The 25,447-nt window shown below is 62.0% G+C and carries 20 protein-coding genes; 8 read left to right on the forward strand and 12 right to left on the reverse strand.

The annotated features are described in order from the left end of the window. Positions 1 to 21: 21 nt before the first annotated feature. From ABEG21_RS18315 to ABEG21_RS18325, 3 genes are all read right to left on the reverse strand, one after another. Positions 22 to 4,554, reverse strand: coding sequence for an AAA domain-containing protein (locus ABEG21_RS18315; protein ID WP_347556852.1), 4,533 nt, complete (start codon positions 4,552 to 4,554; stop codon positions 22 to 24). 275 nt (positions 4,555 to 4,829) lie between these two features. Further along, positions 4,830 to 5,468, reverse strand: a complete 639-nt coding sequence (locus ABEG21_RS18320; protein ID WP_347556853.1) for a hypothetical protein — start codon at positions 5,466 to 5,468, stop codon at positions 4,830 to 4,832. 320 nt (positions 5,469 to 5,788) lie between these two features. Then, the gene (locus ABEG21_RS18325; RefSeq protein ID WP_347556854.1) at positions 5,789 to 6,592 is read right to left on the reverse strand and encodes an aspartate/glutamate racemase family protein; all 804 of its coding nucleotides are present in this window, start codon (positions 6,590 to 6,592) and stop codon (positions 5,789 to 5,791) included. Positions 6,593 to 6,736: 144 nt separating this feature from the next. Here ABEG21_RS18325 and ABEG21_RS18330 point away from each other — a divergent pair, with 144 nt between their 5' ends. Further along, positions 6,737 to 8,188 carry a PLP-dependent aminotransferase family protein gene (locus ABEG21_RS18330; protein ID WP_347556855.1) on the forward strand — a complete coding sequence of 484 codons (1,452 nt, stop codon included), beginning with the start codon at positions 6,737 to 6,739 and terminating at the stop codon, positions 8,186 to 8,188. Here ABEG21_RS18330 and ABEG21_RS18335 read toward each other — a convergent pair. Next, the gene (locus ABEG21_RS18335; RefSeq protein WP_347556856.1) at positions 8,185 to 9,339 is read right to left on the reverse strand and encodes a YbfB/YjiJ family MFS transporter; all 1,155 of its coding nucleotides are present in this window, start codon (positions 9,337 to 9,339) and stop codon (positions 8,185 to 8,187) included. The genes ABEG21_RS18330 and ABEG21_RS18335 overlap by 4 nt on opposite strands. A gap of 153 nt (positions 9,340 to 9,492) precedes the next feature. Next, complete coding sequence (locus ABEG21_RS18340; protein ID WP_347558081.1) at positions 9,493 to 10,296, reverse strand: YafY family protein; 804 nt, start codon at positions 10,294 to 10,296, stop codon at positions 9,493 to 9,495. A 12-nt stretch (positions 10,297 to 10,308) separates the two neighbouring features. On the opposite strand from ABEG21_RS18340, the gene ABEG21_RS18345 reads away from it, so the two are divergent. Both ABEG21_RS18345 and ABEG21_RS18350 read left to right on the forward strand, forming a co-directional pair. After that, on the forward strand, positions 10,309 to 10,698 hold the full coding sequence (locus ABEG21_RS18345) for a VOC family protein (RefSeq protein WP_347556857.1): 390 nt from the start codon (positions 10,309 to 10,311) through the stop codon (positions 10,696 to 10,698). Positions 10,699 to 10,857: 159 nt separating this feature from the next. Next, positions 10,858 to 11,835, forward strand: coding sequence for an aldo/keto reductase (locus ABEG21_RS18350; protein WP_347556858.1), 978 nt, complete (start codon positions 10,858 to 10,860; stop codon positions 11,833 to 11,835). Between the two features lie 35 nt (positions 11,836 to 11,870). Here the strand turns inward: ABEG21_RS18350 and ABEG21_RS18355 are convergent, their stop codons facing one another. Next, positions 11,871 to 12,599: an SDR family oxidoreductase gene (locus ABEG21_RS18355; protein WP_347556859.1), complete on the reverse strand. Its 729-nt coding sequence runs from the start codon at positions 12,597 to 12,599 to the stop codon at positions 11,871 to 11,873. Between the two features lie 107 nt (positions 12,600 to 12,706). On the opposite strand from ABEG21_RS18355, the gene ABEG21_RS18360 reads away from it, so the two are divergent. Continuing rightward, positions 12,707 to 13,549 carry a helix-turn-helix transcriptional regulator gene (locus ABEG21_RS18360; RefSeq protein ID WP_347556860.1) on the forward strand — a complete coding sequence of 281 codons (843 nt, stop codon included), beginning with the start codon at positions 12,707 to 12,709 and terminating at the stop codon, positions 13,547 to 13,549. An 81-nt stretch (positions 13,550 to 13,630) separates the two neighbouring features. On the opposite strand, the gene ABEG21_RS18365 is transcribed toward ABEG21_RS18360, so the two are convergent. The 3 genes from ABEG21_RS18365 to ABEG21_RS18375 all read right to left on the reverse strand — a co-directional run bounded on the left by ABEG21_RS18365 (position 13,631) and on the right by ABEG21_RS18375 (position 17,319). Then, positions 13,631 to 14,176, reverse strand: a complete 546-nt coding sequence (locus ABEG21_RS18365) for an STM3941 family protein (RefSeq protein WP_347556861.1) — start codon at positions 14,174 to 14,176, stop codon at positions 13,631 to 13,633. 144 nt (positions 14,177 to 14,320) lie between these two features. Beyond that, complete coding sequence (thrS, locus tag ABEG21_RS18370; protein WP_347556862.1) at positions 14,321 to 16,264, reverse strand: threonine--tRNA ligase; 1,944 nt, start codon at positions 16,262 to 16,264, stop codon at positions 14,321 to 14,323. A gap of 437 nt (positions 16,265 to 16,701) precedes the next feature. Next, positions 16,702 to 17,319 (reverse strand): LysE family translocator, encoded by a 618-nt coding sequence (locus ABEG21_RS18375; protein ID WP_347556863.1) that lies wholly within the window; start codon positions 17,317 to 17,319, stop codon positions 16,702 to 16,704. A gap of 235 nt (positions 17,320 to 17,554) precedes the next feature. Here ABEG21_RS18375 and ABEG21_RS18380 point away from each other — a divergent pair, with 235 nt between their 5' ends. From ABEG21_RS18380 to ABEG21_RS18395, 4 genes are all read left to right on the forward strand, one after another. After that, positions 17,555 to 18,406 (forward strand): N-formylglutamate amidohydrolase, encoded by an 852-nt coding sequence (locus ABEG21_RS18380; RefSeq protein WP_347556864.1) that lies wholly within the window; start codon positions 17,555 to 17,557, stop codon positions 18,404 to 18,406. Continuing rightward, a complete protein-coding gene (locus tag ABEG21_RS18385) occupies positions 18,406 to 19,167 on the forward strand; it encodes an IclR family transcriptional regulator (RefSeq protein ID WP_347556865.1) in 762 nt (253 codons plus the stop codon). Before ABEG21_RS18380 ends, ABEG21_RS18385 begins: the two co-directional genes overlap by 1 nt. A 13-nt stretch (positions 19,168 to 19,180) precedes the next feature. Beyond that, positions 19,181 to 20,599, forward strand: coding sequence for a YfcC family protein (locus ABEG21_RS18390; protein WP_347556866.1), 1,419 nt, complete (start codon positions 19,181 to 19,183; stop codon positions 20,597 to 20,599). A gap of 128 nt (positions 20,600 to 20,727) precedes the next feature. Further along, entirely contained in the window at positions 20,728 to 21,696 is a 969-nt protein-coding gene (locus tag ABEG21_RS18395) for a hypothetical protein (protein WP_347556867.1), read from the forward strand. Here the strand turns inward: ABEG21_RS18395 and ABEG21_RS18400 are convergent. The 3 genes from ABEG21_RS18400 to ABEG21_RS18410 all read right to left on the reverse strand — a co-directional run bounded on the left by ABEG21_RS18400 (position 21,682) and on the right by ABEG21_RS18410 (position 25,292). After that, on the reverse strand, positions 21,682 to 22,632 hold the full coding sequence (locus ABEG21_RS18400; RefSeq protein WP_347556868.1) for a LysR family transcriptional regulator: 951 nt from the start codon (positions 22,630 to 22,632) through the stop codon (positions 21,682 to 21,684). The two genes, ABEG21_RS18395 and ABEG21_RS18400, sit on opposite strands and share 15 nt — an antisense overlap. A gap of 111 nt (positions 22,633 to 22,743) precedes the next feature. Further along, positions 22,744 to 24,081 carry an MFS transporter gene (locus ABEG21_RS18405; RefSeq protein ID WP_347556869.1) on the reverse strand — a complete coding sequence of 446 codons (1,338 nt, stop codon included), beginning with the start codon at positions 24,079 to 24,081 and terminating at the stop codon, positions 22,744 to 22,746. 215 nt (positions 24,082 to 24,296) lie between these two features. Then, positions 24,297 to 25,292 (reverse strand): AraC family transcriptional regulator, encoded by a 996-nt coding sequence (locus tag ABEG21_RS18410; RefSeq protein WP_347556870.1) that lies wholly within the window; start codon positions 25,290 to 25,292, stop codon positions 24,297 to 24,299. Positions 25,293 to 25,447 lie beyond the last annotated feature (155 nt).

Genomic DNA, 25,447 nt, shown 5'->3' on the forward strand with positions numbered 1-25,447 from the left:
CGCGCCCCGCTTTAACACGCGTCAGATCAGCGTTTCCTCGGGCGCTTCGCTGGCCGGCACGCCAAAGCCGACCTCGACACTCGCGGCGCGCCATACCCGGTGCTCGACGATATGCGGCAATACGGCGAGCGCGCCGAGCGGGGCAATGCCCATGCTGTCCAGACGGGCCAGCAGCTCGGCGAAAATAGCCTCCTTGTCGAGAATCCAGGTCGAGGCGAAACAGCGCCAGAACGTCCACCCGGCCCGCTCCAGCGTACGTTGACGGGTCATGTCCGCGGCCCACTTGTCCGGACCGTGGAAAGCGTCGCCATCGCATTCGATCGCCAGCCGCGCATCGTTCGCGCCTTCGACCACCATGTCGAGACGATAGGCACCGCTCTTTACCTGCGGAATGACACGGTATCCCGCGCGCACCAGCATCGAGAAGACTTCGCGCTCGAAGCCGGATTCACACAGTGCGATCAAACCGTTCTGATCGACTTCCTGTGGCACCTCGGGCTGCGCGAAATGCTGCAGCAGCGTCGCCCGCAAATCCTTCGGCGACAGATCCGCTTCTTCGACCGAGCGCACCAGATACATTCGGTCGCGGGCGCGACTGGCCGCCACGTTGAAGCGCTGTTCGAAGCGAAGCCCCGACAAGGGATGCTTGTTATTCCGATCGGCGACCATCGACAAGAAGACGATGTCGCGTTCGCTGCCCTGGAAGGCGCTGGCCTCGCCGCATTCGAACTGACGTTCGAGCAGCGCCTGGGGCGAGAAGCGCGCACGTACGACGGTATCGATCAGCTTGGCCTGCTCGATACCCAGCAAGGTCACCACGCCGATGGAGCGACCGTTATACCGCTCGTCGCCCAGCAGCGCCGCGATTTCATCGGCAATCGCTACTGCTTCCAGCGGATTGCAGCCGCGACGGTTACGCGCGCCGTCCGGCACGAAGATATCGACCAAGGGCGGGTCGAGCCGTTCGCTTGCGCGCGGCAGACGCAATGGCTGGATGGCGCCATCGTAGAACTGATTCGAATAGGCGATGATCGGCGGCACGCAGCGGAAGTGCTCGCGCAGCATCACCTGACTGCTCGCGAAAACACGCGCGGCCAGGTCGTAGAGCGATTTCTCCGGGGTCATGCTCGATCCATACGGCTGATCGTTCAAGAAGCGCTGGCGCAGTTCATCGATCCGGGCACTCGATATAAAGCCGCCATCGGGCGAGACCTGCTTGTCGTCGCCGACGACCAATATCTTTTTCGCTCTGACAATTGCTGGCAGCGCCCACAGATTGCTTTGCGACGCCTCATCGACGATGACGAGATCGAACGCCCCGAGGTCGGCCGGCATCGACTCGGATATCTTCGCGTGCGACATGATCCAGCACGGCACGGCGGCCGCTGCATCGACCATCGCCGCCTGTGCGTCGCGTCGATAGCGGTTCGCATTCGGGCCGGTGCCTTGACCGATACGGCGGATGGCTTCCGCATAGCTCGCCAGCGCCTGAAGCACCTTCGGGCTGGCGTTGCGATAGGTCGCGAGCCATGCCGCCTCGGCCACGACGTCGCCATACATGCGTGCCAGTCCGCTTTCCAGCTCGCTGCGTCGCGCGTTCAGGCTCAGCAGCTCGTCACGCGCATCGATCCCCTGAAGGTGCGCGCGAACCCGCGCCCAGTTCCATGCCTCGCGCCAGTCATGCGGCAACACCGCGTCCTCGCCGTTCTCGGCGACCGGGGCGGTGGCGATGCGATAGGCCAGATTGACGCCGCCGGCCTTCGCGATCCGCGCCTGACTTCGATCGACGAAGTCCAAGGAATCGACGTGTTGTTGTACATCGCGAAGCGTCGACAGGTGCGCTTCATAGGCGCGTGTCAATGCGGGGCCGGTCGTGTCGGGCTGGCCGAGCGTGTCGACCAAGGCACGCAACTGATCGACGACAGGGGAGGCGAACGCGGCGAGCTGCGCCTTCAACGCCGCGAGGTCGCTACGCGCGCGCGCGGAATCGATCAGGCTTAGATTGGCGGTGAGATGCCTACGGATCTGCGTGTACTCGGGCGCGGCGGCGAGCAGCGGGAATGGCGCTGCATTTACAAACACGGCCTTCGCCAAGGCGGGCAGCGGCACATCGTATCGTTGCCAGTAGTCGAGTACCTTTCGGACCGCTTGCACGGTGACTTCGAGCTTGCGTAGCGCGCCGATGTCGACCGTGACTTCCGGGACGTCGAGCGCTTGCGCGATCGGATTCCAGCGCCGCGCGAACGACTGGATCTGACCATGGAGATCGGCGAATGCCTGGACGTGCGCCCAATCGGCGGCTCCTGCCGGCGGCTTGCTGGAAATGTGGATCTTGGCGAGGAGTTCCTTCGCCTCGCCGGCGCCAAAGCTGATCATGCCGAAAGGCTTGCCGCTTTGGGCGCCGCGGGCGATGGCCTCGCGCGCTTTGCTGCTGGCGAGGGCCGCATCCGGGATATCGACGGGGCGCTCCAGGAAGGAGGCGCGTGCCGCAATCAGTTTCTCCGCGTCCGGAAACAGCCCCAGCAAGGCGGCAAACTCGGCCTTGTAGGCGGGGTCCGCCGCGCGCTTGCGCAGCGGCGCGAACCAGGCGTGTTCCGCGTCGTCGAACAGGGCGACATCGTGGGTCGCGGCGTCGATCAGGTCGCGAAGCGCGCGCGCCTGCGCGACGGTGGCCGCATCGTCGCTACGGAAGGTCCAGATCGTTCCGCTGTTCAGCGCATCTTGCGTCGAAGCATTCTGCGCGAGGATCGTATGTAACTGCGCGATCGCGTCCGCCGTGGGCAGCGTGTCCGCGCTGGGCCAGGTCTTCCACAGATAGGCGAGGCGCGCGCCAAGACGTTTGCGCGTTAACGTCAGGTGCAGCGCCTCCTCCGCGCTCAGCGGAAAGGCGTGTTCGGGCGCCAGCGACAGTGCGTCGTCGAACCACGCAAACATCGTGTCGCCTTTGATGACCCATTCGGCGAGTTGTTCGGAGCGGTATGACGCCCCATCGATCTCGACGTGCTCCAGGTGCTTTTCGGCGATCTCGTCGACGCGTCGGTCGATGGTGATCAGGTCCGAGTGCGTTCGGTCGATGGCAGCATGCAGACGGTCGATCTCGGCTTGCGCGAGGATCGGGTTGAGCTGCGACACCTTATGGCGAATCGCTTCGATCGATCCTTGGAATTGTCGTATACCCTCGCGGTCGCCCGACAGAAGGGCGACCGTCAAGGGCCGTACTGCCTCGGGGATCTTGGCCTGCAGTACTTCCAGTGCCGGCTCGCCCTTTGACGTGACGAGCACGCGCTTGCCGCGTGCCAGCGCATCGCAGATCAGGTTGGCGACGGTGTGCGATTTGCCGGTACCCGGCGGTCCTTGCACGGCGACGCCCGGCGAGGTTTCCAGGCGCTGCGCAATGGTCATCTGCTCCTGGTTATACGGCATCGGAAAGTACAGTTCCCGCGTCGCGCCCCCGCCGCCGAGGCCGCCGCTGCGCCCCGAGATGCCGCGAAACGTCACCGGTTCGAATGCGATCGGCGTGTCGGACGGCTCGGTGACGAGCGACAACGGGCCATCCGGGATCTCGATGCCGGATTCGAGCTGCGCGCGAATGTTCGCCAGATCGGCCAGAAGCAAGCTATTGGACTTCGGGCGGGTAAATGCCGTCCATCGGTCGGTCACGACGAGGTGCGTGTCGGGAGGCGGTATCACCGCGTCGGTCTCGGATGCCGCGTCATAGCTGCCGCGGCTATCCAAGGCCCGCGCGGCGAGCTTCAGCACGCCCTCGAAGCTGCTCACGTCGAAAGGACTGATCGCCGGCGCATCGGGCTGGCGCAGCATCTCGCGTATCGCCACTTCACAGTCGGCCGCACCCGGCACGCCGCACGCCACCAGCGGCGCGATCTCGGCGACCACCGGCGTGGTGCGCGGGCGCACCAGCATGGCCATGCTGTCGGCGTCGAGCTCGACGTCCAAGGCCTGGGTGAGAAGCGGATAGGTGTAGTCGAACGCCTCGCCTTCGTACGTCAAGCGCCAGGTCGCGATGCCGATCCCGCAGACGAATTCGATCGGGTTCGCCGTCTGCTCGGAACGCAACTGGTGCCGTAAGGCGAAGAGGTCCGTGTAAAGCGTCATTGTGTTTCGACGCGGGATTTCAAGTGCGGCCCATTCATGCCAGACAGGCAGGTATTGCCAGAGCGTCTGCTCGGTCAAAAGGCGGTGTTCCTGCGCGAACGTCGCCCGCACCGCTTCGTCCTGCGTTTGTACGAGCGTCGCAAAGGCGCTTTCGTCGATATACGGCGCGACAGCCGATGGATCGCCTGCCACGACGATCAGCTTTGCCGCATCGCCGGACACGGGCGGCGGGGCGGTTTCTTCCAGCCGCTCGACGCGCAACCAGACGGGGTCACCCACGTCCTGGATATCCAATGACACGCCGGGCAGCATGCGGAGCTGGGCGGCGTGGAGACGCGGCGCGCCGACTTTGTCCAGAGAAAACCCTCGCGGTTCGACCACGCGGGCGGTCTCCTCGATGTACGCGAAAAGATCGCAAAGGCGTTTTCGGGGAGTGGACATGCAATAGCCTTTGGTAATGACAGAAACGCTGCCGACAGCAGATTTCGATGTGGGGTGAGACTTGCGCGTGTGCAGGGCGGAGTGCGCTCCGAAGCCACTCGCCACACGGAGAAGCAAGGTCCAAATCAATAGACTGTATATTTATACAGTCGGCTCTGTCAATGAAGCCTTGGCGGGCTGGCCATGCGGGGGAGGGGTACGACGGGGGGGCGAGGGGAGGCGGGGAGAGAGATCGAAAGGCTCAGCGTCTGGTCGATCACGCTGAGCCTGGCCTATCAGTAAGGCTGGTAGGCGTAAGGGCGGCCCATCGGCTGGGGCGCATAATAGCTTTGCTGCCAATAGCCAGGCGGCGGACCCCACATACGGCGTGGGCGCTGGACGACGATATAGCGCGGCTCGGGCTGCTGCACATATACCGGCGGCGGAGGCGGCGGCGGCGAGTAGGCCTCGACTTCCTCATATTCCGGCTGCTGCACGTATCGCTGCGGCGGCGCATAGACGTTTTGCTGCTGGACGTATTGCACCGGCGGCGGTGCGACGCGTTGCGGCTGCGGCGGTTCTTGATATTGGGCGACTTCCGGCGCGGCCTGGTCCGTCGGGTGTTCCGCGTAGACATAGCGGTGGCTGACGAGCGGCGGCGTGACGGTGACGCTTTGCATATCGGGCGGCAGTGGCGGCATGCCGGCGGCTTGTTGCTTCGCAGCAGCCTCCTTCCGGCCCGCGATCATGCCATTCCGATAGGCGCGTGCCACGTCGCTCATCCGATGGTCGGGATCTTCCTGCGCACCATCGGCATTGACGAGATATTCATTGGGTGACAGCGTCCGGGCGACGGCGGTCGCGCTGTGATCGTAACTGTCGGCTGGCCCATCCGCATAAGCTGCCGATGCGCTAACCGAGAGAAGCACAAACATCGTATTAATGCAGCGCTTATTCATCATTCGTTCCTTCCGACTAAAGTAATAGTCTTCACTACGGGGTTCGGCACAAAAACAGGCCGGGTTTTATAAACCCCTCAAACGACGACGGAACGGATCCACTTGCGCGCGCGAGTGGGATGTATCCCGGAAATAGGGCGTCAGAGAAAAGGGAAAGTAAGAGAGTGGAACGCAGGAATGGCAATTGAGAGCATTAAAGTAACTTTCAACGACGCAAATGCGCCTGTCAAGAAAAGTCGCTGTGGTATCGGCGTCGCTGTCGTTTTCTTCGCCATTGGACGACACGACACATCTGGCTATTCAACCCATTCCGTTTTCAACGGAATATCGAGTTTGTGCAACATCGCTTCGAATTCGTGAAACGGATAAGCGCTGCTGGCAGTAACGATTGCCGATACGGTGCCGCTCCCTTCGGTGACGTGCGGTGCGAGGCGCGCGACCACTTCTTCCGCCGGATCCAGGAACACGCATCGCGGCGCCACCGCTTCGAGCAGCGGCCTTAACCAGGGCAGATGGGTGGACGACAGCATAAAGACGTCGATGGCGTCATTGGCCGTCATAATCGGCGCGAGAAAACGTCGAATCGTTTCCTGCGTCAGCGCGCGATTTTTTATAAAGTCGCCGGCCTCCACCAAGGCGACGAGCGGCGATGCGTTGAATGCCGTCACGCGCCCGTTGTCCGCGCTCTGCGTCAGGACGTATTGCCGCAACTCAGCGCTGTCCACCAGCGATTGCACACCCAGTAATCCGACCGATTTGCTTTTTGAAATGGCGATGGCGCGTGCCACCGGTGGATAGACGCCCAGAAGCGGCCCTGCCACTGTTTTTCGGATGGCGTCCAGAACGGTGATCGACGGCGCATTCGAGGCGACGATGATCGCTTCCGCGCCCATCGTTCGCAGCCGAGAGATCGCCGCCGACGTGACGTCGAAAAGGGCGTCTTTGTCCTTTGCTCCATACGGAAAGCTCGCGCGGTCGGCGAGGTATAGGACGTCTTGCTGGGGATAGTGCTGCTGCACCAGACGCACGATCGCATAACTGCCGATGCCGGCGTCGAAGATTCCGACAGGGCGGTGCAAGGTGTGTTTGTCGATCGACATGGTCGCCTGATGCTTATCGAATGAGGAGCTCAGATTAAATCGATATTGGTACAATAGATAGATCCATATATCGCGTCATCGATTGGGCCATTTATGCGCCGTCCCCGCGTCAGCGCCGTACTCGATTTACCGCTCGAAGCTCGCATGCCAGGGGAAACGAAGCAGGCATGGGTGTATCGCAGCGTATGCGATCTGATTGCTCGGGGCAGTGTGCGGCGGGGCGATCCCTTGCCGTCGACGAGAGCGCTGGCGGCGCGTTGGGGCGTGTCACGCGGTATCGTGGAAATCGCGTTCGCGCAGCTGTCGCTCGAAGGCTATGTAGCGAGTCAAGTCGGGCGCGGCACGGAAGTGATCGCCGATCTCGCTGCGCGGGCGAGGACGTCGGCCGACAAAAAGCGGGCGCCTGCCGCGCCGACGATGCTGGCGGCGTCGCGGAATGACACATCGCATCCTTCGACTTCCGGCCGATCCGATGCCCATCCGGCAAATCCATTACCGGCCAATGCGAGACTCGTCGATACCCGCTTGTTTACGCTGCGCGTCTGGCATCGACATTTGAATCGCGCGGTAAAAGAGGCGACACCGGCGATGCTGGCGGAGGACGATGCCAAGGGTCATGCGCCACTGCGGCTCGCCATTTCACGCTATCTCGGAATGACGCGCGGCATCCTCTGCGATCCGTCGCAGATCATCGTGACGACGGGGATTCGTCACGCGATAGACCTGATTTCCAAGGCCTTGTGTCATGGCGAGATGCCGGTCTATATCGAGGATCCCGGGTATAAGACGATGGCGCCGCTGTTGCGTTACACGACCCGGAATCTCGTGTTCGTGCCATTGGATGCGGAAGGCTTTCGCGTCGATGCGGTCGATCGCGCCTGCCGGCCCGGCATTGCCTTCGTGACGCCGGCGCATCAGGCGCCGCTCGGCATCACGATGTCCGTCAGTCGACGGTCGCAATTGCTGGCGTGGGCGACACGACGCGATATGTGGATCGTCGAAGATGACTACGATAGCGAATTCAGCTATGGCCACGCGCCGCTTCCGGCCTTGAAAGCAATCGATCGAGACGATCGCGTCATTCATTGCGGGAGCTTCAACAAATCGCTGTTTCCCTCGCTTCGGATCGGCTATATGGTGTTGCCCGCGGCACTGACCGACCGCGTTGCGAGGGTGCGGTCCGTGACGGGGCGCGCGAATAGCCTTATCGAGCAAGTGGCGCTGACACACTATATCGATGCCGGAGATTTCGCGAGACACTTGCGCGCATCGCGGGCCGTCTATATGCAGCGGCGAGACGCGTTGCTCTCGGCACTGCGCACGACGTCGGCGGGAACGCTCGCGGTCACGGGCGAGCAGGCGGGTTTTCATGTGGTGCTATGGCTGCCGCAACACGTCGACGAGCGTGTAACAGTCGATACGGTGCTGGCGCGGGGCGTGCATGTCGAAGGGCTTGCCACGTTCTCCCATGAGCACGCGATGCCCCCGGCGATCGTCGTGGGTTATGCGAGCCTCGACCACGATGGCATTGCCAACGCTGCGCGCGTTATCGGGGATGCCGTGCTGTCCGCGACGCATCGGGCGAACCGCGCCTAAGCGCAAACGCGCGAAGCGGTTATCGTCGCCGCGAGCACCAAAGCGGCGCCTGCCGCAAGCAATGAACTGGAGAAACTGTGGCTTTGCGTGTAAAGCGCGCTTGCTCCCAAGGGGCCGACGATTTGTCCCAGCCCGTACGCCAATGTCATGATCGCCATCAGATTGCCGCGGAACTGGTGTGCGACACGTTGGGCAGCCGGCATCGCGATCGTCACGGTTCCCGTAAACGTTCCACCAACGAGCAAGGCACTGAAGAGATAGCCGCTCGCCGAGGGGGCGAATACCGGCAAAACGACGCCGGCCGCCTGAATAATGAGATTCATCGACAACGCACGTTGTGTACCCAGGCGGTCATGAAGACGATGCCATACAAAGCACGATGGCGCGGCGCCCAGGCCGAAGACCGCCCAGATATGTGCCGCGTCGAGATGGGGCACGCTGCTTTTCACCAATAACGGCAAATACGTTGCCGTGACGATATAGCCGAGCCCCGCTAGGCCGTACACGAGCACGAGCGGCCAAGGTCGAAGGGGAGCCTGTCGCGCGGACGACGCCTTGCTCGATGTGGCAATCGTGGCCGAGCCTTTCGCGACGAGGCCCGGGGTCGCGGCCAGGCCGACGACTGCGCTGGCGAGGCCGAGCAGCACCCACAAGCCCTTGCTGTCCAATCCGACGTGCAGGCCCAGCACGACAAGTTCGGCCGACACCGCAATGCCGATGCCGACTCCGGCATACAGCAGCGGCGCACGATGCATCTGTTGACGGTGTTGGAGCAGCCAGAGCGACGCAGCGACCATGGAAAGCGCGCTGAATGCGCCGGCGAGGCCGCGAATGGCCACGATCAGATACGTGGCATCTAAAAAATAAAGCACTGCTAAGCAAATTGCAGTGCCGAGCATCGACCATAGACAGACGCGATGCGCGCTGCGGGCGTGGACGCGCACCCCGAGCAATGCACCGAGCAAATAGCCGGCATAGTTGGCGGACGCGGCAAGGCTGGCGGCATGAAGCGTGAGGATGCCTTCGCCCACCATATGCGGGTAGATGGCGGTAAAGGCAAAGCGGCCGAAACCCATGCCGACGGCCATGATCAGCGCGGCATCCACGGCCGATCGTACGCTAGCGGTCGTTTTCGCGGCAATCGCATTCATGATTCGCTCTCCCTCGTTCGGCGCAAGGTGGGGCCGATGCCGCGCCGAGAGGCAGCGTCGGGAAGCCCACACTTTGTGTCGTCTTAAAAAAAGAATATAAAACGAATTGTATTCTCAAAAAGAGAACTTGTCGCGATTGCATGCGCTACGTTGCTATCCGGGTCGAAAGCCGCGCTTGGCATCCACGTCGCGTTGCCACCGTGCCCGCAGTGTTCTGGGATGACAGTCAAACGCTTCGTCGAGAAATTCGGCGGCGAGGATGCGGTCGGTCCGGAAAAACCGGAAGGCCTCGCGCATTTCGCACCAGGCCGCGAGCAGCCGCACGGTATCGGCGTAACCGATAATCGTCGGCCACACGACCCGTTCAGTTTCGCGCGATTGTTCATCTCGGTAGACCAGCCGAAGCTTGCGTCCCGAACGAATCCAGGTTCGCGTCAGCGCGATATCGAGCCCGTCGGGTGCTGTCGTCAAGTGGGGCGGTACGCCCATGCTGGGCTCGGTAATGAAAGACTGCAGGTGCGCCGGCACGATCGCCGCGATTTTGGCGATGAGATCGTGCGCGGCGCGTGCCAGCGCGGCATCGCCCCGTTGCGCGACCCACTGTGCGCCGAGCACGGCGGCTTCCAGTTCCTCGGGGGTCAGCATCAGCGGCGGCATATCGAAATGCCGTTCCAGGACATAGCCCATGCCCGCCTCGCCGACGATCGGCACGCGCTGCCCGATCAGATCGGCCACATCCCGATAGACCGACCGCTGCGAGATTTCCAGCTCGGCGGCCAGTTGGCGCGCCGTCACCGGGCGCTGCGATCGCCGCAAAATCTGGATGATCTGAAACAGCCTGTCCGCACGTCGCACTACTGTCCCCTGATTGCAAATGACTGCAGCCTGCTGACACCATGCTGTCAGCAGGCTAGGAGTATAACGATTCCCGGCGACGTCGCTGTCCCTCTCGTTCACCAGGAACCGTCTATGCAACTCGTCTCCGTTCGCATCATCACCGCCGATCTCCAGCGGATCGTCCCCTTTTATGAGCGTATTACCGGTATCCCGATCACGATGCTGTCCGATGACTTCGGCGAGCTGCGAACCGCGGCCTGCACGCTGGCGATCGGCAGCACGCGCACCTTGGCGTTTTTCGACGGCGAGATCGCACGGCCGGCCGAGAATCGGACCGCGATTCTCGAATTTCGCGTGGACGATGTCGACGCCGTGTTCGAAAGGCTGGCGGACTTCATCGCCCCGTGCCTGGTGCAGGCGCCTAAAACGATGCCGTGGGGGAATCGGTCGCTTTTGTTCCGCGATCCGGACGGCAATCTGATCAACTTCTTTACGCCCGGCGCTCCACCGCGCGCCGACTAGAACCGGCTGTTGCGTAGTAAGATCGATCCGGTTCCGGTGCATCGTACGACCAATTTCGACGCGCCCGTACATGCTCGTACGGGCCGTCGGCGTGTGCGGCGACGGTTACGTTGGCGATGCTTTTTCGAACCATACGATGATTTCGATAAGGAGACGACGATGCGCAACCGTAGGCTTGGGCAGAGTGACTTGAATGTATCGGCGATAGGGCTGGGCTGCATGTCCCTTTCCGGCGTCTATGGCGATGCCGATGATGGCGTCTCCGAGGCGCTGATTCATCGCGCCTTGGACCTCGGCGTCAACCATCTCGACAGCGCCGATATGTACGGCTGGGGGCATAACGAATCGGTCGTCGGTCGTGCCATAAAAGCGCGCCGCAACGAAGTCGTGCTGGCATCGAAGTTCGGTCAATTCCGTGTCGAAGGCGGCGTCAATGGGGTCAATGGTCGGCCCGAGTATGTGCACCAAGCCTGCGATGCCAGCTTGAAGCGGCTCGGCGTTGAGGTGATCGATCTGTACTATCAGCATCGCGTCGATCCGAATGTGCCGATCGAGGAGACTGTCGGCGCGATGGCCGAACTGGTCCAACAGGGGAAAGTTCGCTTCCTCGGTTTATCCGAGGCGAATGCGGCGACGGTACGGCGCGCGCACGCGGTGCACCCGATTACCGCGGTGCAAACCGAGTACTCCGTTCTGTATCGTACGGAAGCGGAGGAAACCCGTAAAACCACGACAGAACTCGGCATCGGTTTTGTTGCTTACGCGCCGCTCGGCCGAGGGTTGCTAACGGGCGCCATCAAGGGCATTGCCGACGTCGACGGACGACGTGCCGCGCATCCTCGATTCCAAGGGGAACATCTCGCGCACAACCGCAAGCTCGCGGCGCCGATCGAAGAGATGGCGACGGCAAAGGGCTGCACGCCCTCTCAAATCGTGCTTGCCTGGCTATTGGCCCAAGGCGAGGACGTCGTCGCCATCCCCGGTACCCGCAAGGCACAGCGCCTTGAAGAAAACCTCGGCGCGCTGGACGTGGTGCTGTCCGCGGAGGAGATAGACAGTCTGAGCGCCCGTATCCCGGCAGGGGCGGCCTCCGGTTCGCGTTACCCTTCGGCAAGCATGAAGGCCGTCAATCTTTGAGCCGCCGGCACGCGATTCGCGATTGAAGCGTCGTGCTAAATCAACATGCCGCCGCCGTCGAGGGGCAGAATCTGCCCGGTCACGTACGCGTTGAGCATCAGATAGACGTAGGCTTTCGCGGCTTCGGCGGGGGACGCGGTGCGGGGTATCGGCAACGGATCGACCATCGACTGCAACATCGCCTCCGGCATCTGTTTTACCGGCTCGGTCAGGACGAGGCCCGGGCATACCGCGTTGACTCTGATCGGCATCAGATCCATGGCGATGCCGCGGGCCATATGCTCGATCGCGCCGCCAACCACCGTCGGCATCGGGGCGTGCATTCTGGGACGGTGCACAAGCATGCCGCTTGTCAGCGTAATGGAGCCGGTGGGCGCGATGTGAGGCGCTGCGTACTTTACGGCAGCCAGGACGCCCCAGAAACGCACCTCCAGCAGTTCGCGCGTCAGTGCGAGATCGAGGTCGCGCGTCGGCGCGAAAAACGCGGCCCCGTTCCAGTCGCCGGCGGTAATCGCCAGGTGATCGAATGGGCCTATCCTGTCGAAAAATGCCGCCACGCTCCCTTCACGACGCAGATCGATCGTATCGCCCGTTGCGCCGGCGAGCCGACCGACAGCGGCGGTAACATTGGCCTGGGCGCTGGATGCGACGACCACCGTCGCGCCTTGCGTCGATGCCAATTCGGCAACCGCGAAACCGATCCCCGACGTGCCGCCAATAACGACGACCCGTTTCCCATCCAGTGACATGCCTGTGTCGCGCATCGTGTGCCTCCATTGAGCGTAGAAATGATCCGGAAGAGCACTGTATGATGCGAATTCGTCCCGTTAAAGTAGTGACGTTATCCTGGTATACGGACTAGTAGATTGCGATGACACATCCCGACTCACCCCATGGCGGCAATCGTCTCGGAGACTATCTTAAAAATAGGCGGTCCAGGCTCGATCCCTTGACATTGGGTTTTGCGGCGGGGCGACGCAGGACGCTTGGCTTACGCCGCGAGGAGGTCGCGCAACGCGCCAATATCAGCGTGGCGTGGTACACCTTGTTGGAACAGGGCCGCGGCGGAAAACCGTCGGCCGGTGTGTTGGATCGCGTCGCGACGGCGCTCGCTTTGTCCCCGGTGGAACGCGAGCATGTATTCATGCTGGGTCTGGGGCGGCCACCGGCGCTTGCCGGCTATCGCGGCGGGGATCCCATCACAAGCCGCCTGCAACGCCTTCTCGATGCGCTGCCGTGCAGCCCCGCCGTCGTTCGAACGGCGACGTGGGACGTGGTTGCATGGAATCGGGCCGCTGCCTTGGTGTTCACCGATTACGGGGCGGTCCCGGCCGAGAATCGTAACGTCCTGCGCATGATCTTTTGCGACCCTCTCGCGCGGGCCCTGTTGCACGACTGGGACGCCATGGCGCGCGATGTGGTCGCACTGTTCAGGTTGGATGCGATTCGCGCCGGCGCGCTCGCGGACGTGATGCCGCTGGTCGAGGAACTCTGTCATGCAAGCCCCGAGTTTGCCGTCATGTGGGCAGCGCAGGATGTCCAAACGCAAAGCGATGGTATCAAGCGTCTTCGCCATCCTGAATTGGGTGAGATACCGCTCGAATACTCCGCCTTCGCCGTCGAGGGGCGACCGGATCTTCAAATGGTCGTCTATCACCCGATACGCGCGTCCGATCGCGAGCAGATCGCCGCCCGCCTGAACGGCCCGCGATAAATAGATCGGTTTGCCTAGGTCAGTACCTTGCAAAAGCACGTTTTGTCACCGTCGCGAACATTCATGTCTTGATTTTCAGCGTTACGTCAACGACGCGCCAGACCGTGTCGATTGCCGTTCGATGTACGCGGTGATAGGCGGCAAAATGCTCTCCAGCTTCTCCGAAAACGGGAATTGCGGGATATTGACGAGCGTGCCAGCGTTCATTCTTTGCCCCATGCGTAGCAGGTAGCGCGCGGCAAAATGCGCCTTCGCCACATACGCATTCGGGTTGCGGATCGACACGCGGAGATATTTCTGCCGCGACCGTTTGACGGTCACCGTGACGATCTTGGCGTCGATCACGTCGGACCAGGGAATGAAACCTATCGATATCGCTGACGTATGGTCGGTGAGCCCGCGATCATCGATGATGAGGGCGGGACACCGACGCACGAGACGCGAGAGCCCGAACAGGCCGCACAGCCCAAAAAACGGAATGCAGAGATATGCCGCGATGGTCGCGGTCGCGCTGATGTCGACGTCTGGTGAAACCAGCAACCAGACGGCCAACGCAACGAACATCGCCGCGCCGAGCGTCAGGGCCGAAAGGCGTAGTCGGCTTTGATAAAACACGATAGGTTCCACGATTCCCTCTCGACCGATGCACCCTCGGGCAATGGCAGCACGCCGACGGAATTATGCGTATGGACCCGACTCCGCAGCGGCGTGCCGTCATAGTACACCGAGGCCGTGCACCAGGTAACCAGGTAAGGACGCAAGCGATCGATATCAGCGTCCCAGGCGCTCCGGGCATTCACGTTGCACGTGGTCGGCGAAAGCATCGAGCGTCATGGTGCCGAGATCCTGGCCCGCATGGGTGCGGACCGAAACGACACCCGCGGCGCGCTCCCGTTCGCCGACCACGAGCAGATAAGGCAGCTTTTGCAAGACGTGTTCGCGCACCTTATAGCCGATCTTTTCGTTCCGGGTATCGATCTCGACGCGCAGATGCAGACCGAGCAGCGCGCGATGTACATCGGCTGCATAGGCTTGTTGGGCATCGGTCACGTTCAATACGATGGCCTGAATGGGGGCGAGCCACACCGGCAGTTGGCCAGCGTAGTGTTCGATCAGAATGCCGGTGAATCGCTCCATCGACCCGACTATGGCACGGTGCAGCATGACGGGCGTCCTGCGCTCGGAGTGAACGTCGACATATTCCGCGCCGAGCTTCTCGGGCATTAGATAGTCCGCCTGGATCGTCCCGACTTGCCACTCGCGACCGATCGCGTCCTTTAAGTGATACTCGATTTTCGGGCTGTAAAAGGCGCCTTCACCGGGGAGTTCTTCCCATTGCACGTCACACTTGCGGAGTGCATCTCGCAGCGTGTTTTCTGCACGGTCCCAGACGTCGTCCGAGCCGAGACGGCGCGCAGGACGCAATGCGATCTTCACCGCGACGCTGTCGCCGTCGAAACCGAAATCGCGATAGACGCGCATCGCCTGACGATGGAATGCCGCCACTTCGTCTTCGATCTGTTCTTCGGTGCAGAAGATATGTCCATCGTCCTGCGTAAAGGCGCGCACACGCATGATCCCGTGCAGTGCGCCTGAAGGCTCGTCGCGATGACACGCGCCGAATTCGCCATAGCGAATCGGCAGCGCGCGATAGCTACGCAAGCCATGCTTGAAGATCTGGATATGACCCGGGCAATTCATCGGCTTCAGCGCGTACTCCCGATTCTCCGATGCGGTGAAGAACATATTGTCCTTGTAATTGTCCCAGTGCCCGGAACGCTTCCACAGGGACAGGTCGACCACTTGAGGCGCCTTGACTTCCTGATACCCGCCATCGATATAGACATGCCGCATATAGTGCTCGATGGTTTGCCACAGGCGCCAGCCGCGCGGATGCCAAAACACCATGCCAGGCGCTTCGTCCTGCATGTGAAAATAATCGAGCTGCTTGCCGAGCGTACGGTGGTCGCGCCGCTGCGCTTCCTTCAGCCGATGCAAGTGCGCGCGCAAGTCATCGTCGTGCAACCAGGCAGTGCCGTAGACGCGGCAGAGCATGACGTTGTTCGCGTCACCGCGCCAATAGGCGCCTGCGGTCTTCATGAGTTTGAACGCACGCAGCAGGCGGGTATTCGGCACATGGGGCCCGCGACAGAGGTCGGCGAATTCGCCTTGCCGGTATATCGTCAGCAACTGATCCGCCGGCAATTCGGCGGCGATCTGCGCCTTGTACATCTGGCCGCGCTCGGAAAAGAAGCGGACGGCGTCGTCGCGCGGGTGCGCGCTATGCGAGACCGGTATGGCCTCGGCGACAATAGCGTGCATTTCCGCCTCGATACGCGGCAAGTCTTCTTCCGAGAGGGGCGGCGAGAGCGCGATATCGTAGTAGAAGCCGTCGTCGATGGCAGGACCCATCGCGAACTGGGCATCGGGATGCAGCCGTGCGATCGCTTGGGCCATCAGATGCGCGCACGAGTGCCGAATGATCGATAACGCATCCGCGTGTTTATCGGTGACGATTTCGACGTTTGCATCGACGTCGATCAGATAGTCGAGCTCGACGAGCCGGCCATCGATCTTTCCTGCCAGCGCGACTTTTGCCAATTCCGGTCCGATATCACGCGCCAATGCGGCGACCGTGACCGGTTGATCAAAAATGCGCTGACTGCCATCGGGGAGCGCGATGGCGATGGGATGTTGACTGCTTACTTGGTCCATGACGGTTCCTGATGTAGGGAGATCCGGCAACCATGGACGACGCGAAAAATGCAAAAGGCCCCGTCCGTTGCCGGCGGGGCCTCTGAAGATGCGTTGAAACGGTGATTACCGCGAACACACTCCGGACGACACGCCGTTGCCGGTGGTCGTCGTCGTCGTGACGTAAGCGAAGGGAATCAGATCGTTTTGCATGGCACAACGATAAGGGGTTTGTGCGGCGTCGTCAATGTGCTTCTTTCACTACGTCAGGGCGGCACGCGCAAGTACTGTCTTTTTTGCGATGATGCTTGTCGATACTTCGAGAGATGACATACGCCGACGCCGCGCCGTGGCACCGGCGGAGGAAACGCAGCTCGTCACCTTGCTGACGCGCTTGATCGCGAACCTCGATCATTTGGCACAGCCGGAGACCGAGTGACGGCGCAGTCAGCGCAGGTTCAAGCGAAGAACTTCATCGCGACCGGGTAAAGCGTGGCGACCAGCGACAGCGCCATGACGATATTGAACGTGCGAATCCAGCTGGGTCGTGACAGCGCGCGCCGCATCGCCGTTCCGAATGCCGCCCACAGGCAGATGCACGGAAAGCCGGCGAGGCAAAAGATGATCGCCATGTATTGTGCATTGGTGCCGAAGTCCGCGCTCAGATGCAGCGTGGTCGCGGCGGTCAGCACCATCATCCAGGCTTTCGGGTTGATCAACTGGAAGGCCATCCCCTCATAAAGGCGCATCGGACGCTCCGTGCCCTTGCGGCTCTCGATCGCGCCGGACGTGCCGATTTTCCAGGCCAGGTAGAGCAAGTAGGCCACGCTGCACGCTTCCAGCACCGGATACAGAACGGGGAAGCGCAGGAAGATCTTTCCAAGCCCGAAGCCGACGGCCAACATCATCGAGGCGACGCCCAGACTGATGCCGACCATATGAGGCGTCGTGCGGCGCAGCCCGAAGTTGATGCCCGACGCCAGCAACATCATATTGTTGGGTCCCGGCGTGATCGACGAGACCAGGGCAAACAGGATGGCTGCAGGCAAAGCGCTGAATACAGTGTCTTGAAGCATGATGGCATCGCAAAGGCGGGTGAATCGTCTGATGGCCGCGTGGCACTCAGAAGGCATTCCAGTGTAGCGACAACGGGCAATACAGTATCGATACACTTGCGCGGATAGTCGGCTATACACTTTTCGCGTTAATCGTTTTGCCCACCGCGTTTACCCGCAGCGCCCGTCATGCCGATTGACAACATGATTTCGGTCATCTCAAAATATAAAAATGATTTTTACAGAGTAAAAAGAAATGACGAAGGCTTATTCGCTGCTGTCGCCCCGGGTTCCCGCTATTCCGCTGGTACTCGATTCGCCGCACAGCAATTTCAGCTTGCCGGCGGACTTTCGTCCGGCGGCGCCGGTGGCCGCTATTCGCTCGGGGTGGGACGCCTATCTGGAAGATCTGTGGGCCGGTGCCGTCGATCTGGGGGCGACGTTGATTGCCGCCGAATTTCCGCGGACCTATATCGATGCGAATCGCGCCGAGGACGACATCGATGAAAAGCTGCTTGCCACGCCTTGGCCGCATCCGAGCCGACCCAGCGATTACAGCCGGCGCGGCCAGGGCTTGATCCGGCGCTTCGCCTTGCCGGAGGTCGCCATGTACGACCGCGCGTTGACGGTCGAGGAAGTCGCGCATCGCATCGATACCTACTATCGTCCCTATCGCGCAGCCATCGCCGCGGCGATCGATGCCGCGACGCAGCGGTTCGGGCATGTCTGGCATCTCGATCTTCATTCGATGAAATCCAAGGGCAATGCAATGAATCTCGACGCGGGAAAGGCGCGTCCGGATTTCGTCATCAGCGATCGGGACGGCACCACCAGCGATCCGAACATCACCGCATGGATTGCCGCGCGCTTCAGCGCGCTGGGCTATCACGTCGCCATCAATGAGCCGTACAAGGGCGGCGATATCGTCGCTTGCTACGGTCGGCCCGCGCTCGGTCAGCACAGTATTCAAATCGAAATCAATCGCGCCTTGTACATGAACGAGGAAAGCGGCGAGAAGTCGGCGGGCTATGCCGCCTTGAAGGCCGATATCGACACCTTCCTCGCGGCGTTCGTCGCGCATATCGCTGAGCCGGGCGCGGTGTTCTGATGAACGACTACACCGTCGCATCGGTCGATTCCGCGTTGAAATTATTGGCCATCGTCGCGGACACGCCGCGTTTGAGCCTCAGCGAGCTTGCGGATCGCGCCGATCTGAATACGTCGCGGACCTTCCGCCTGCTGTCGACGCTTGCCGCACATCGCCTGGTCGATCGTGTGGGCGACCCCGCGGTCTATACGCTCGGCACGCAAGCACTGGTTCTCGGGATCGCGGCCGGGCGCCAGATCGATTTGGCCGCCGCCTCGCAGGGGCCCTTGATGCATTTGGTCGAGACGTTGAACGAGGCGTGTCAGGTGCGTGTGCGCGACGGCGACGAAACCGTCTGCATTGCACGGGTGGAGTCGACGCAAGCGGTGCGGGTGCACGGCACCATCGGCAATCGGAGGCCGATTCATGTGGGCGCATCCGGCAAATTGCTGCTCGCCTTTGCCTCCGAGGACGAACAGACGATGCTTCTGACGCGACAGATGCGCGCGTTCACGAAAGAAACGCGCGTGAGCGCCGACGATTTGAAGCATGAACTCGGCGAGATTCATGCGCGCGGATTTTCCATCAGCCGCGGCGAGGCGACACCGGGCGTGGTTGCGATCGCGGTGCCGATCATGGCGTCGAATGCGCATATTCTCGCGGCATTGGGCACCTCGATCGTGGCGTCGCGTTTTGTCGAGGACCAGTTATCCGGCATCGTCGAACAGATGCAAGGCGCCGCACGCGCCATCTCCGGCCATTTGGGCCATCGTCTCCCCTGACCTCCTCTGCGCCATGTCCACGACCCTGCACACGCCTTCCGAAGGACAATCCGCGCCGGCACACAAACGCGCGCTGCATCCCGTTTTGATGATGCTCGGCATCCTGCTGTTCGCGGTAGCCCTCACGTATGTGCTCGACGCGGGGCAGTTCAAGCGGCAAGGACATCTCGTCGTGCCGGCGAGCTATCACCTGATCCCCAAGGACAACTCGCCCGCGGCCTTGTTCGCATTGTCGACACCCATAAGCACCGCCGCGCGCGCTTACCCCGCCAGTGCCGTTTCGCTGATCCATGCGATCCCGGAAGGCTTGACGAAGTCCGCTGCGCTGGTGTTCATGGTCATGTTCGTCGGCGGCATGTTCGAGGTCTTCAAGGCAACTGGTGCCCTGGATTCAGGGCTGAATCGACTGGTCGGCCTGTCGCGCGGCAATCTCTATGTCCTGGGCCCGCTGCTTATCGTTGCCGTCGGTCTGGGGAGTACCTTTCTCGGCTTGATCTCCGAATACCTGGTATTGCTGCCGGTCGTTCTCGCGCTTGGTGAACGGCTGAAACTCAGTCCCTTGCTATCGCTGGCGATGCTGACGTTCGGCGCGAAGCTCGGCTATATCGCCTCGGTCAGCAATCCGATCGTGTTGCCGGTGGCGCAGGGGATTGCCGGCGTGCCGTTATTCAGCGGCGCGTCGGTGCGGCTGGCGGTGTTCGTCGTGTCGATGATTCTGGCGATCGCCTATTTCATTTATGCGCTGCGCCGCGCCAAGGTCGCCGCATCGGTGACCCCGGAGATGTCGACGATCACGCTGTCGCAAAAAGCGGTGTTGTTGGTGATGGCGCTGGCGACGGTCGCCTTGGTCTGGGCGGCGCCGGCATACAAATGGCATAACGGCGAACTGAGTGCGTTCTATATCTTCGTCGCCGTTGCGATTGCCGTGGTCGGCCGACTCGATGCGCGCGAGACGGCCGATGCCTTCGTGCAGGGCATGAAGGGCATGATGCTGGCCGCCATCCTGATCGGTCTGGCGGCGACGATCGAACTGATTCTGCAACAAAGCATGGTCCTCGATACCGTCATCGACAAGCTGTCGTCGATGCTCAATGGCCGCCCGCCTGCCGTGGTGGCCGTCGGCATCATGGGCATCGAAGCGGTATTGGATTTGCTGGTGCCGTCCACCTCGGGGAAGGCGGCAATCAGCATGCCGATCCTCGCTCCCATTGCGCATCTTTCGGGGCTGAGCCCGCAGACCTGCGTGCTGGCCTTTTTGCTGGGCAATGGCATCATGGGCATCATCAATCCCGCCTCGGGGCTGACGCTGGCGTTTCTCGCCATCGCGAAAGTCGGCTATGGGCAATGGGTGCGCTTCGCGATGCCGCTGGTAGTGGCCTTGCTCCTCATGGGCGTCGTGACGGTGACGCTGGCGACGCGATTCGGTTATTGAGACAGGGCGGATTTCAGCGTCGGAGGGGAAGGGCGAAGGCGCGCTCCCGCTCCCGCCGCGTGCGGTTTTGTGTCGTGATACCGTCGCGGCAACGATGCCCGGGTGGCATCGACGCAAAAGGAAGCGCAATGGCCGATTCGATGCTCTATCTTAGTGCCGCCGATGTGCGTGCGTTGAATATCACGCCGGGACAGGCGCGGGACGCGATCTTGCACACCTTCCGGGCGCATGCGGCGGGTCGCAACCAAAGCTTGCCGAAGTCTGCCTTGACGGTCGGCCCGGGCCACGCGTTTCAGGCCATGGTCGCGGCCGACCCGCTCGCTGGCGTTGCAAGCGTGAAATGGGTGGCGATGACCACGACGGCACCGGGCAGCACCGCGGCAGGCATCAACGCGCTGATCTGCGTCGCGGATTACGAGACGGGTGTCCCCCTGGCGGTCATGGACGGTAGCGAAATCACGCTGCTGCGTACCGCCGCGATGTCGGCTGCTGCTGCCGCCTTGCTGAAGCCTGGCACGCCGACGACGATCGGTATGATCGGTTGCGGCCGACAGGCGCTCGCGCATCTGGATGCCTTTCTCGCCTTGTATCCGTCAATCACGCACCTTTCGGCTTTCAGCCGGACCCGCGCCTCCGCGGAGCGATTGCTGGACCATGCACGACGCCTCGGCGTGGAGGGCGTCGTGCATGACAGCGCCGAGCCGGTGCTGGCTGCTTCGGATATCGTGATTTCGATGGTCCCGGCGGTGTCGGGCCTCGTCCCCCTTCTCGACGCCCGACAGCTGAAACCCGACGCCTTTGTGTCGGCGGTCGATCTGGGGCGGAGCTGGATTCCCGCGTCCTATGGCGCGTTTGCGCACAGGATTACCGATAGCCTGTCCCAGATGACCTCGCCGTACGCCGCGGATGGCAGCGCGGTGGCGGACGTCACGTTTTCGACGGATCTGATTCAGCTGTTGGCACAGGCGCCCGTCGCGGTGACGGGGCGGACCTTGTTCTGCTTCCGTGGCTTTGCGCTCGCGGACCTGGCGCTTGCAAATGTGGCCCTGCAACTGGCGCGGTCGCGCTCCGGCGTCGGCACGCTATTGCCGCTTTGAGGCCGGCTGCGGTCCCCGCGCGACGCCGTGCCATCGATAGTCGATTCGAGATGCCAGAAAGTCTAGAAAGGCCTTGATCCGTGGCGCCATCGTGGCATTTTGGTAAAACACCGCGTGAATCGGCTGACGCACGTCTTGTTGCAGATCGGCCAGCACGACCTCCAGATCGCCCCGCCCGATATCGGCGTCGGTCATGAAGGCGGAGAGGCAGGCGATACCATTGCCCGCCAAGGCCAGATGCCGGATCGTTTCGCCACTGGAGGCACGCAGGTTCGGCGTGATGTGAAACGACGAATCGGCACCTTCCGCCGCATCGGGATCGGGAAGAGGCCAGGCATTCAGGCTGTCCGGCGCGGTGAAGCCGATCAGTCGATGATCGCGCAAGGCGGCGACGTCCTGCGGGCGGCCATATCGATCGAGATACGCGGGGCTGGCCAGGACCCGAATCGGGCTATGTCCCAGCGCCCTGGCATGCAAGGACGAATCCTGTAACACGCCAATCCGAATCGCCAGATCGACGCGGTGCTCCAGCAAGTCGACGATGTGCTCGTGACTGGTCAGTTCCAGCGTGATGTGCGGATACTGCGCTTGAAACGCCGCCACGTGCGGCACGATGGCATGCAGGATAAAAGGCGAGGCGGCATCGACGCGCAAACGGCCCGTGGGCGCATCGGTCGCGCCGCCGACGGACGCTTCGGCGAGCGCGATTGCCGCCAGAATCTGTCTGGCATGGGAGAGGAAGCGCTGCCCTTCGTCCGTGACCAACAGGCGACGCGTGGTGCGGCGGATCAAGGTCACGTCCAGCTTTGTTTCCAGACGGGTCAAGGCACGACTCACGCCGGACACCGTTTGCGCCAAGGCGTCGGCCGCCGCGGTGATCGATCCGGCGTCGACGACGGTGACAAAGGCCAGCAGTTCCTCTGTGGTGGTTTTCATTGCAGCTCGGCGAAAGCGGTGCCCGAAGGCGATCGGCACGAAATGACCGATCGTAACATCGCCGCTTCTTTAAAGCCGCCGGGCGTGCCGTAAAAGCGCCGTCGGATCGGATCAGCGCCCCGCGGTGCTGTCGCGAAACGGTTTGCATCCGAGTGCCAACAGCGCGATGGCGAGCAAGCTTGCGCAGAAGCCCATGATGGCCATCGATTGGCCCACCGCCGCGGGCGATCCGAAGACCTTGTCGGTGATCAGGGCGACGATCGTCGTCCCCACGCCCAAGCCGATCAGATTCGATACCAGCAAAAAGAGCGCCGAAATCTGCGCGCGCATTTGATTGGGCGCCATCATTTGCATCGCGGCCGTGGAAGTGGGCATCGGGAAGGAAGCGAAAAACATGGCGATAACCAACAGCGTCATGGACAGATGGACATCCGATACCAGCGTAAAACACGTTGCCGGAATCAGCATGCCCAGTGCGCCGATCGTCGCTGCCCGCATCGGACCGTCGGTTTTGCCGCGCGCCAGCAAGGTATCGCTCAGCCAGCCGCCGCATAGCACGCCCGCGGTATTTGCCACCAGCAAGATAAGACCGAGCACATAGCCGGTGTGCCCGGCGGTCCAGCCATAATGTCGCATGTAAAAAGCGGGTGACCAGCCCATCAGGCAAAACAGCGCCATCGCATAAAACGAAAAGCCGGCGTAGTGAAAAAAGAAGGCGCGGCCGTTTTTGCCAATGAAGCCTAGCGTCTGTGCCATCGACACTTTGACCGGCTGACCGTTCGCGTCGTGATCCAAGCCCTTCCGTTGCGGATCGCGCACGGTCAGGATGAACAGGAGCGCGACCAGCAGTCCGGGGAGACCGACGATGACGAATGTCAGTTGCCATGCGTGCAGCGTGCCGAGCAAGGGCAGCGTAAAACTGGCTTGCGCCTTCAGCAGATTGATGACATAGCCACCGATCAGGAAGGCGATGCCGCCGCCGATGAACGAGCCCATCGAGTAGACGCCTACCGCGCGACCCAGTTTGTCGCGCGGAAACAGGTCGCTCAGCATCGAATAGGCGCCCGGCGACAGTGCCGCTTCGCCGACGCCGACGCCCATTCGCGCCAGAAACAAAGACACGTAGTGCTGGCTCAAGCCGCATACGGCAGTGGCAATGCTCCACAACGCAATGCCGACCGCAATGATTCTGGGACGTGCGAAGCGATCGGCGAGATAAGCCAGCGGCAGCCCCATGACCGCATAAAAAAGGGAGAAGGCAAATCCTTGAAGCAGGCTGAACTGCGTGTCGCTGAGATGCAGATCCCGTTTGATCGGTTCGATCATCAACGCAAGCATCTGGCGATCCACGAAGGAAAAGATGTAGGCCAGCATGCTGACGCCAACCACATACCATTCATAGATATAGCGTTTGCTTCGTGTCATCTCGCGGTGCGTGGAGACGGCCATCGTGACTCTCCTGATCGAATGCCTGACGGAGGGGGCGCGCGAAACCGCACCCCGTGCCAGCAGGATAGGAGGAGAAAATCGGCACGCCTCGTCGTTTTCGGCAGTGCAATAGCCAAATCGCGCAAGTAAACGCCGGCTGCGGCGCACACAAGCGTCGCACGGCGAGCCGCGATGCGACGACGGCGCGGTTGCGTCGATGTGCCTGTGCGGCGGACTCAGTGCCGGGCAGTCCCGCGACTCGTCGCCGACGGCAACTCGCCATACCGTTCGCGGTAGGCTTTCGCGAAGTGGCCGAAGCTGTGCACGCCGTGTTCGATCAGGATGTCCGTGACCGAGCGCTCGGGCATGGCAGTCAATGCTTGATGGACGGCCGCCATGCGGCGGTCGCGCACATAGTTGCCCGGTGACGTCCCCAGAAAGTGGTTGAAGCCGTTTTGCAGCGTGCGGGGCGACACGCCTGTCACGCGCGCGAGAACGTCGACGTTCAACGCTTCGCCGAGATGCGCGTCGATGTAATCACGCGCGCGGCGCACATGATGCGGTAGCGGGCCGGTGGATTCGGTCGCGAGCGCGGCGCTGTAGTTATGCGGCACCTGGTCCAGCATCATCGTGGCCAGCCATTGGGTGAGATCCTTGCCGAGCGCGCGCGACGGCGCCGCGGGCGCGACGCTGCACAGCTGACGCAGATAGACGATCGTTTCCCGAATCATCTGCGCCGGCGGGGAGCCGGCGTCGAAGGACACGTCGAACGCCAATGGTCGCACCACGCGATCGCCGAGCATATCGCTCAGTCGCGTTTCGAGCAGTTGCCGGTTGAGCCGCAACAACAGGCTACGACAGTCGCTGCTGCTCGCCAGGCGAATGCGGTGCTCCGGCGACGACACACTGATGCTGCCGGTCGTCAGGTCGACGCGCTGCCTTTCCGTGTCCAGCTCGGCATGGCCGGACAGCGTTACGCGAAACAGATAATGATCGTCGATGTGTCCGGCGTCGATTCGTGTTTCGGTGCCGTAATAGATCTCCGACAGACTCGCATCGTGCAGCGCGACGTTATAGAGTTCGGCGCGCATCGGTCGCGTCGCATCGATGTCCATGCGATGGGGACGCAGGAACCGGGATACCTCTCGTTCGACGTCCGATCGTGCGTGAAACGTCCCCAAGCAATTCGGCAGACGTTGCGAGAGCGAGACTTCCAGATTTTGGCTATCCATTTCGGGCCCCAGGGAACCAAGCCGAATCATCATTGCCCGCCGAAATTGCCAATGCAAGTCGTTGCCGGAACGGAACGCTGTTTGCGCGCTTTGACGTGTGGCAAAAGGACGGTCCCGCTACGCTAGACGCGAAATGGCAATCTAGTGGAGGATGC

This window comes from Robbsia sp. KACC 23696, from assembly GCF_039852015.1.
GTDB lineage: Bacteria > Pseudomonadota > Gammaproteobacteria > Burkholderiales > Burkholderiaceae > Robbsia.

Excerpts from the sequence above, each read along its gene's own strand:
- thrS (WP_347556862.1), bottom strand. The coding sequence starts at position 16,264 with ATGGACCAAGTAAGCAGTCAACATCCCATCGCCATCGCGCTCCCCGAT.
- ABEG21_RS18345 (WP_347556857.1), top strand. The coding sequence starts at position 10,309 with ATGCAACTCGTCTCCGTTCGCATCATCACCGCCGATCTCCAGCGGATC.
- ABEG21_RS18350 (WP_347556858.1), top strand. The coding sequence starts at position 10,858 with ATGCGCAACCGTAGGCTTGGGCAGAGTGACTTGAATGTATCGGCGATA.
- ABEG21_RS18360 (WP_347556860.1), top strand. The coding sequence starts at position 12,707 with ATGACACATCCCGACTCACCCCATGGCGGCAATCGTCTCGGAGACTAT.
- ABEG21_RS18325 (WP_347556854.1), bottom strand. The coding sequence starts at position 6,592 with ATGTCGATCGACAAACACACCTTGCACCGCCCTGTCGGAATCTTCGAC.
- ABEG21_RS18410 (WP_347556870.1), bottom strand. The coding sequence starts at position 25,292 with ATGGATAGCCAAAATCTGGAAGTCTCGCTCTCGCAACGTCTGCCGAAT.
- ABEG21_RS18355 (WP_347556859.1), bottom strand. The coding sequence starts at position 12,599 with ATGCGCGACACAGGCATGTCACTGGATGGGAAACGGGTCGTCGTTATT.
- ABEG21_RS18330 (WP_347556855.1), top strand. The coding sequence starts at position 6,737 with ATGCCAGGGGAAACGAAGCAGGCATGGGTGTATCGCAGCGTATGCGAT.
- ABEG21_RS18380 (WP_347556864.1), top strand. The coding sequence starts at position 17,555 with ATGACGAAGGCTTATTCGCTGCTGTCGCCCCGGGTTCCCGCTATTCCG.
- ABEG21_RS18315 (WP_347556852.1), bottom strand. The coding sequence starts at position 4,554 with ATGTCCACTCCCCGAAAACGCCTTTGCGATCTTTTCGCGTACATCGAG.
- ABEG21_RS18405 (WP_347556869.1), bottom strand. The coding sequence starts at position 24,081 with ATGGCCGTCTCCACGCACCGCGAGATGACACGAAGCAAACGCTATATC.
- ABEG21_RS18400 (WP_347556868.1), bottom strand. The coding sequence starts at position 22,632 with ATGAAAACCACCACAGAGGAACTGCTGGCCTTTGTCACCGTCGTCGAC.
- ABEG21_RS18395 (WP_347556867.1), top strand. The coding sequence starts at position 20,728 with ATGGCCGATTCGATGCTCTATCTTAGTGCCGCCGATGTGCGTGCGTTG.
- ABEG21_RS18375 (WP_347556863.1), bottom strand. The coding sequence starts at position 17,319 with ATGCTTCAAGACACTGTATTCAGCGCTTTGCCTGCAGCCATCCTGTTT.
- ABEG21_RS18390 (WP_347556866.1), top strand. The coding sequence starts at position 19,181 with ATGTCCACGACCCTGCACACGCCTTCCGAAGGACAATCCGCGCCGGCA.
- ABEG21_RS18385 (WP_347556865.1), top strand. The coding sequence starts at position 18,406 with ATGAACGACTACACCGTCGCATCGGTCGATTCCGCGTTGAAATTATTG.
- ABEG21_RS18320 (WP_347556853.1), bottom strand. The coding sequence starts at position 5,468 with ATGTTTGTGCTTCTCTCGGTTAGCGCATCGGCAGCTTATGCGGATGGG.
- ABEG21_RS18335 (WP_347556856.1), bottom strand. The coding sequence starts at position 9,339 with ATGAATGCGATTGCCGCGAAAACGACCGCTAGCGTACGATCGGCCGTG.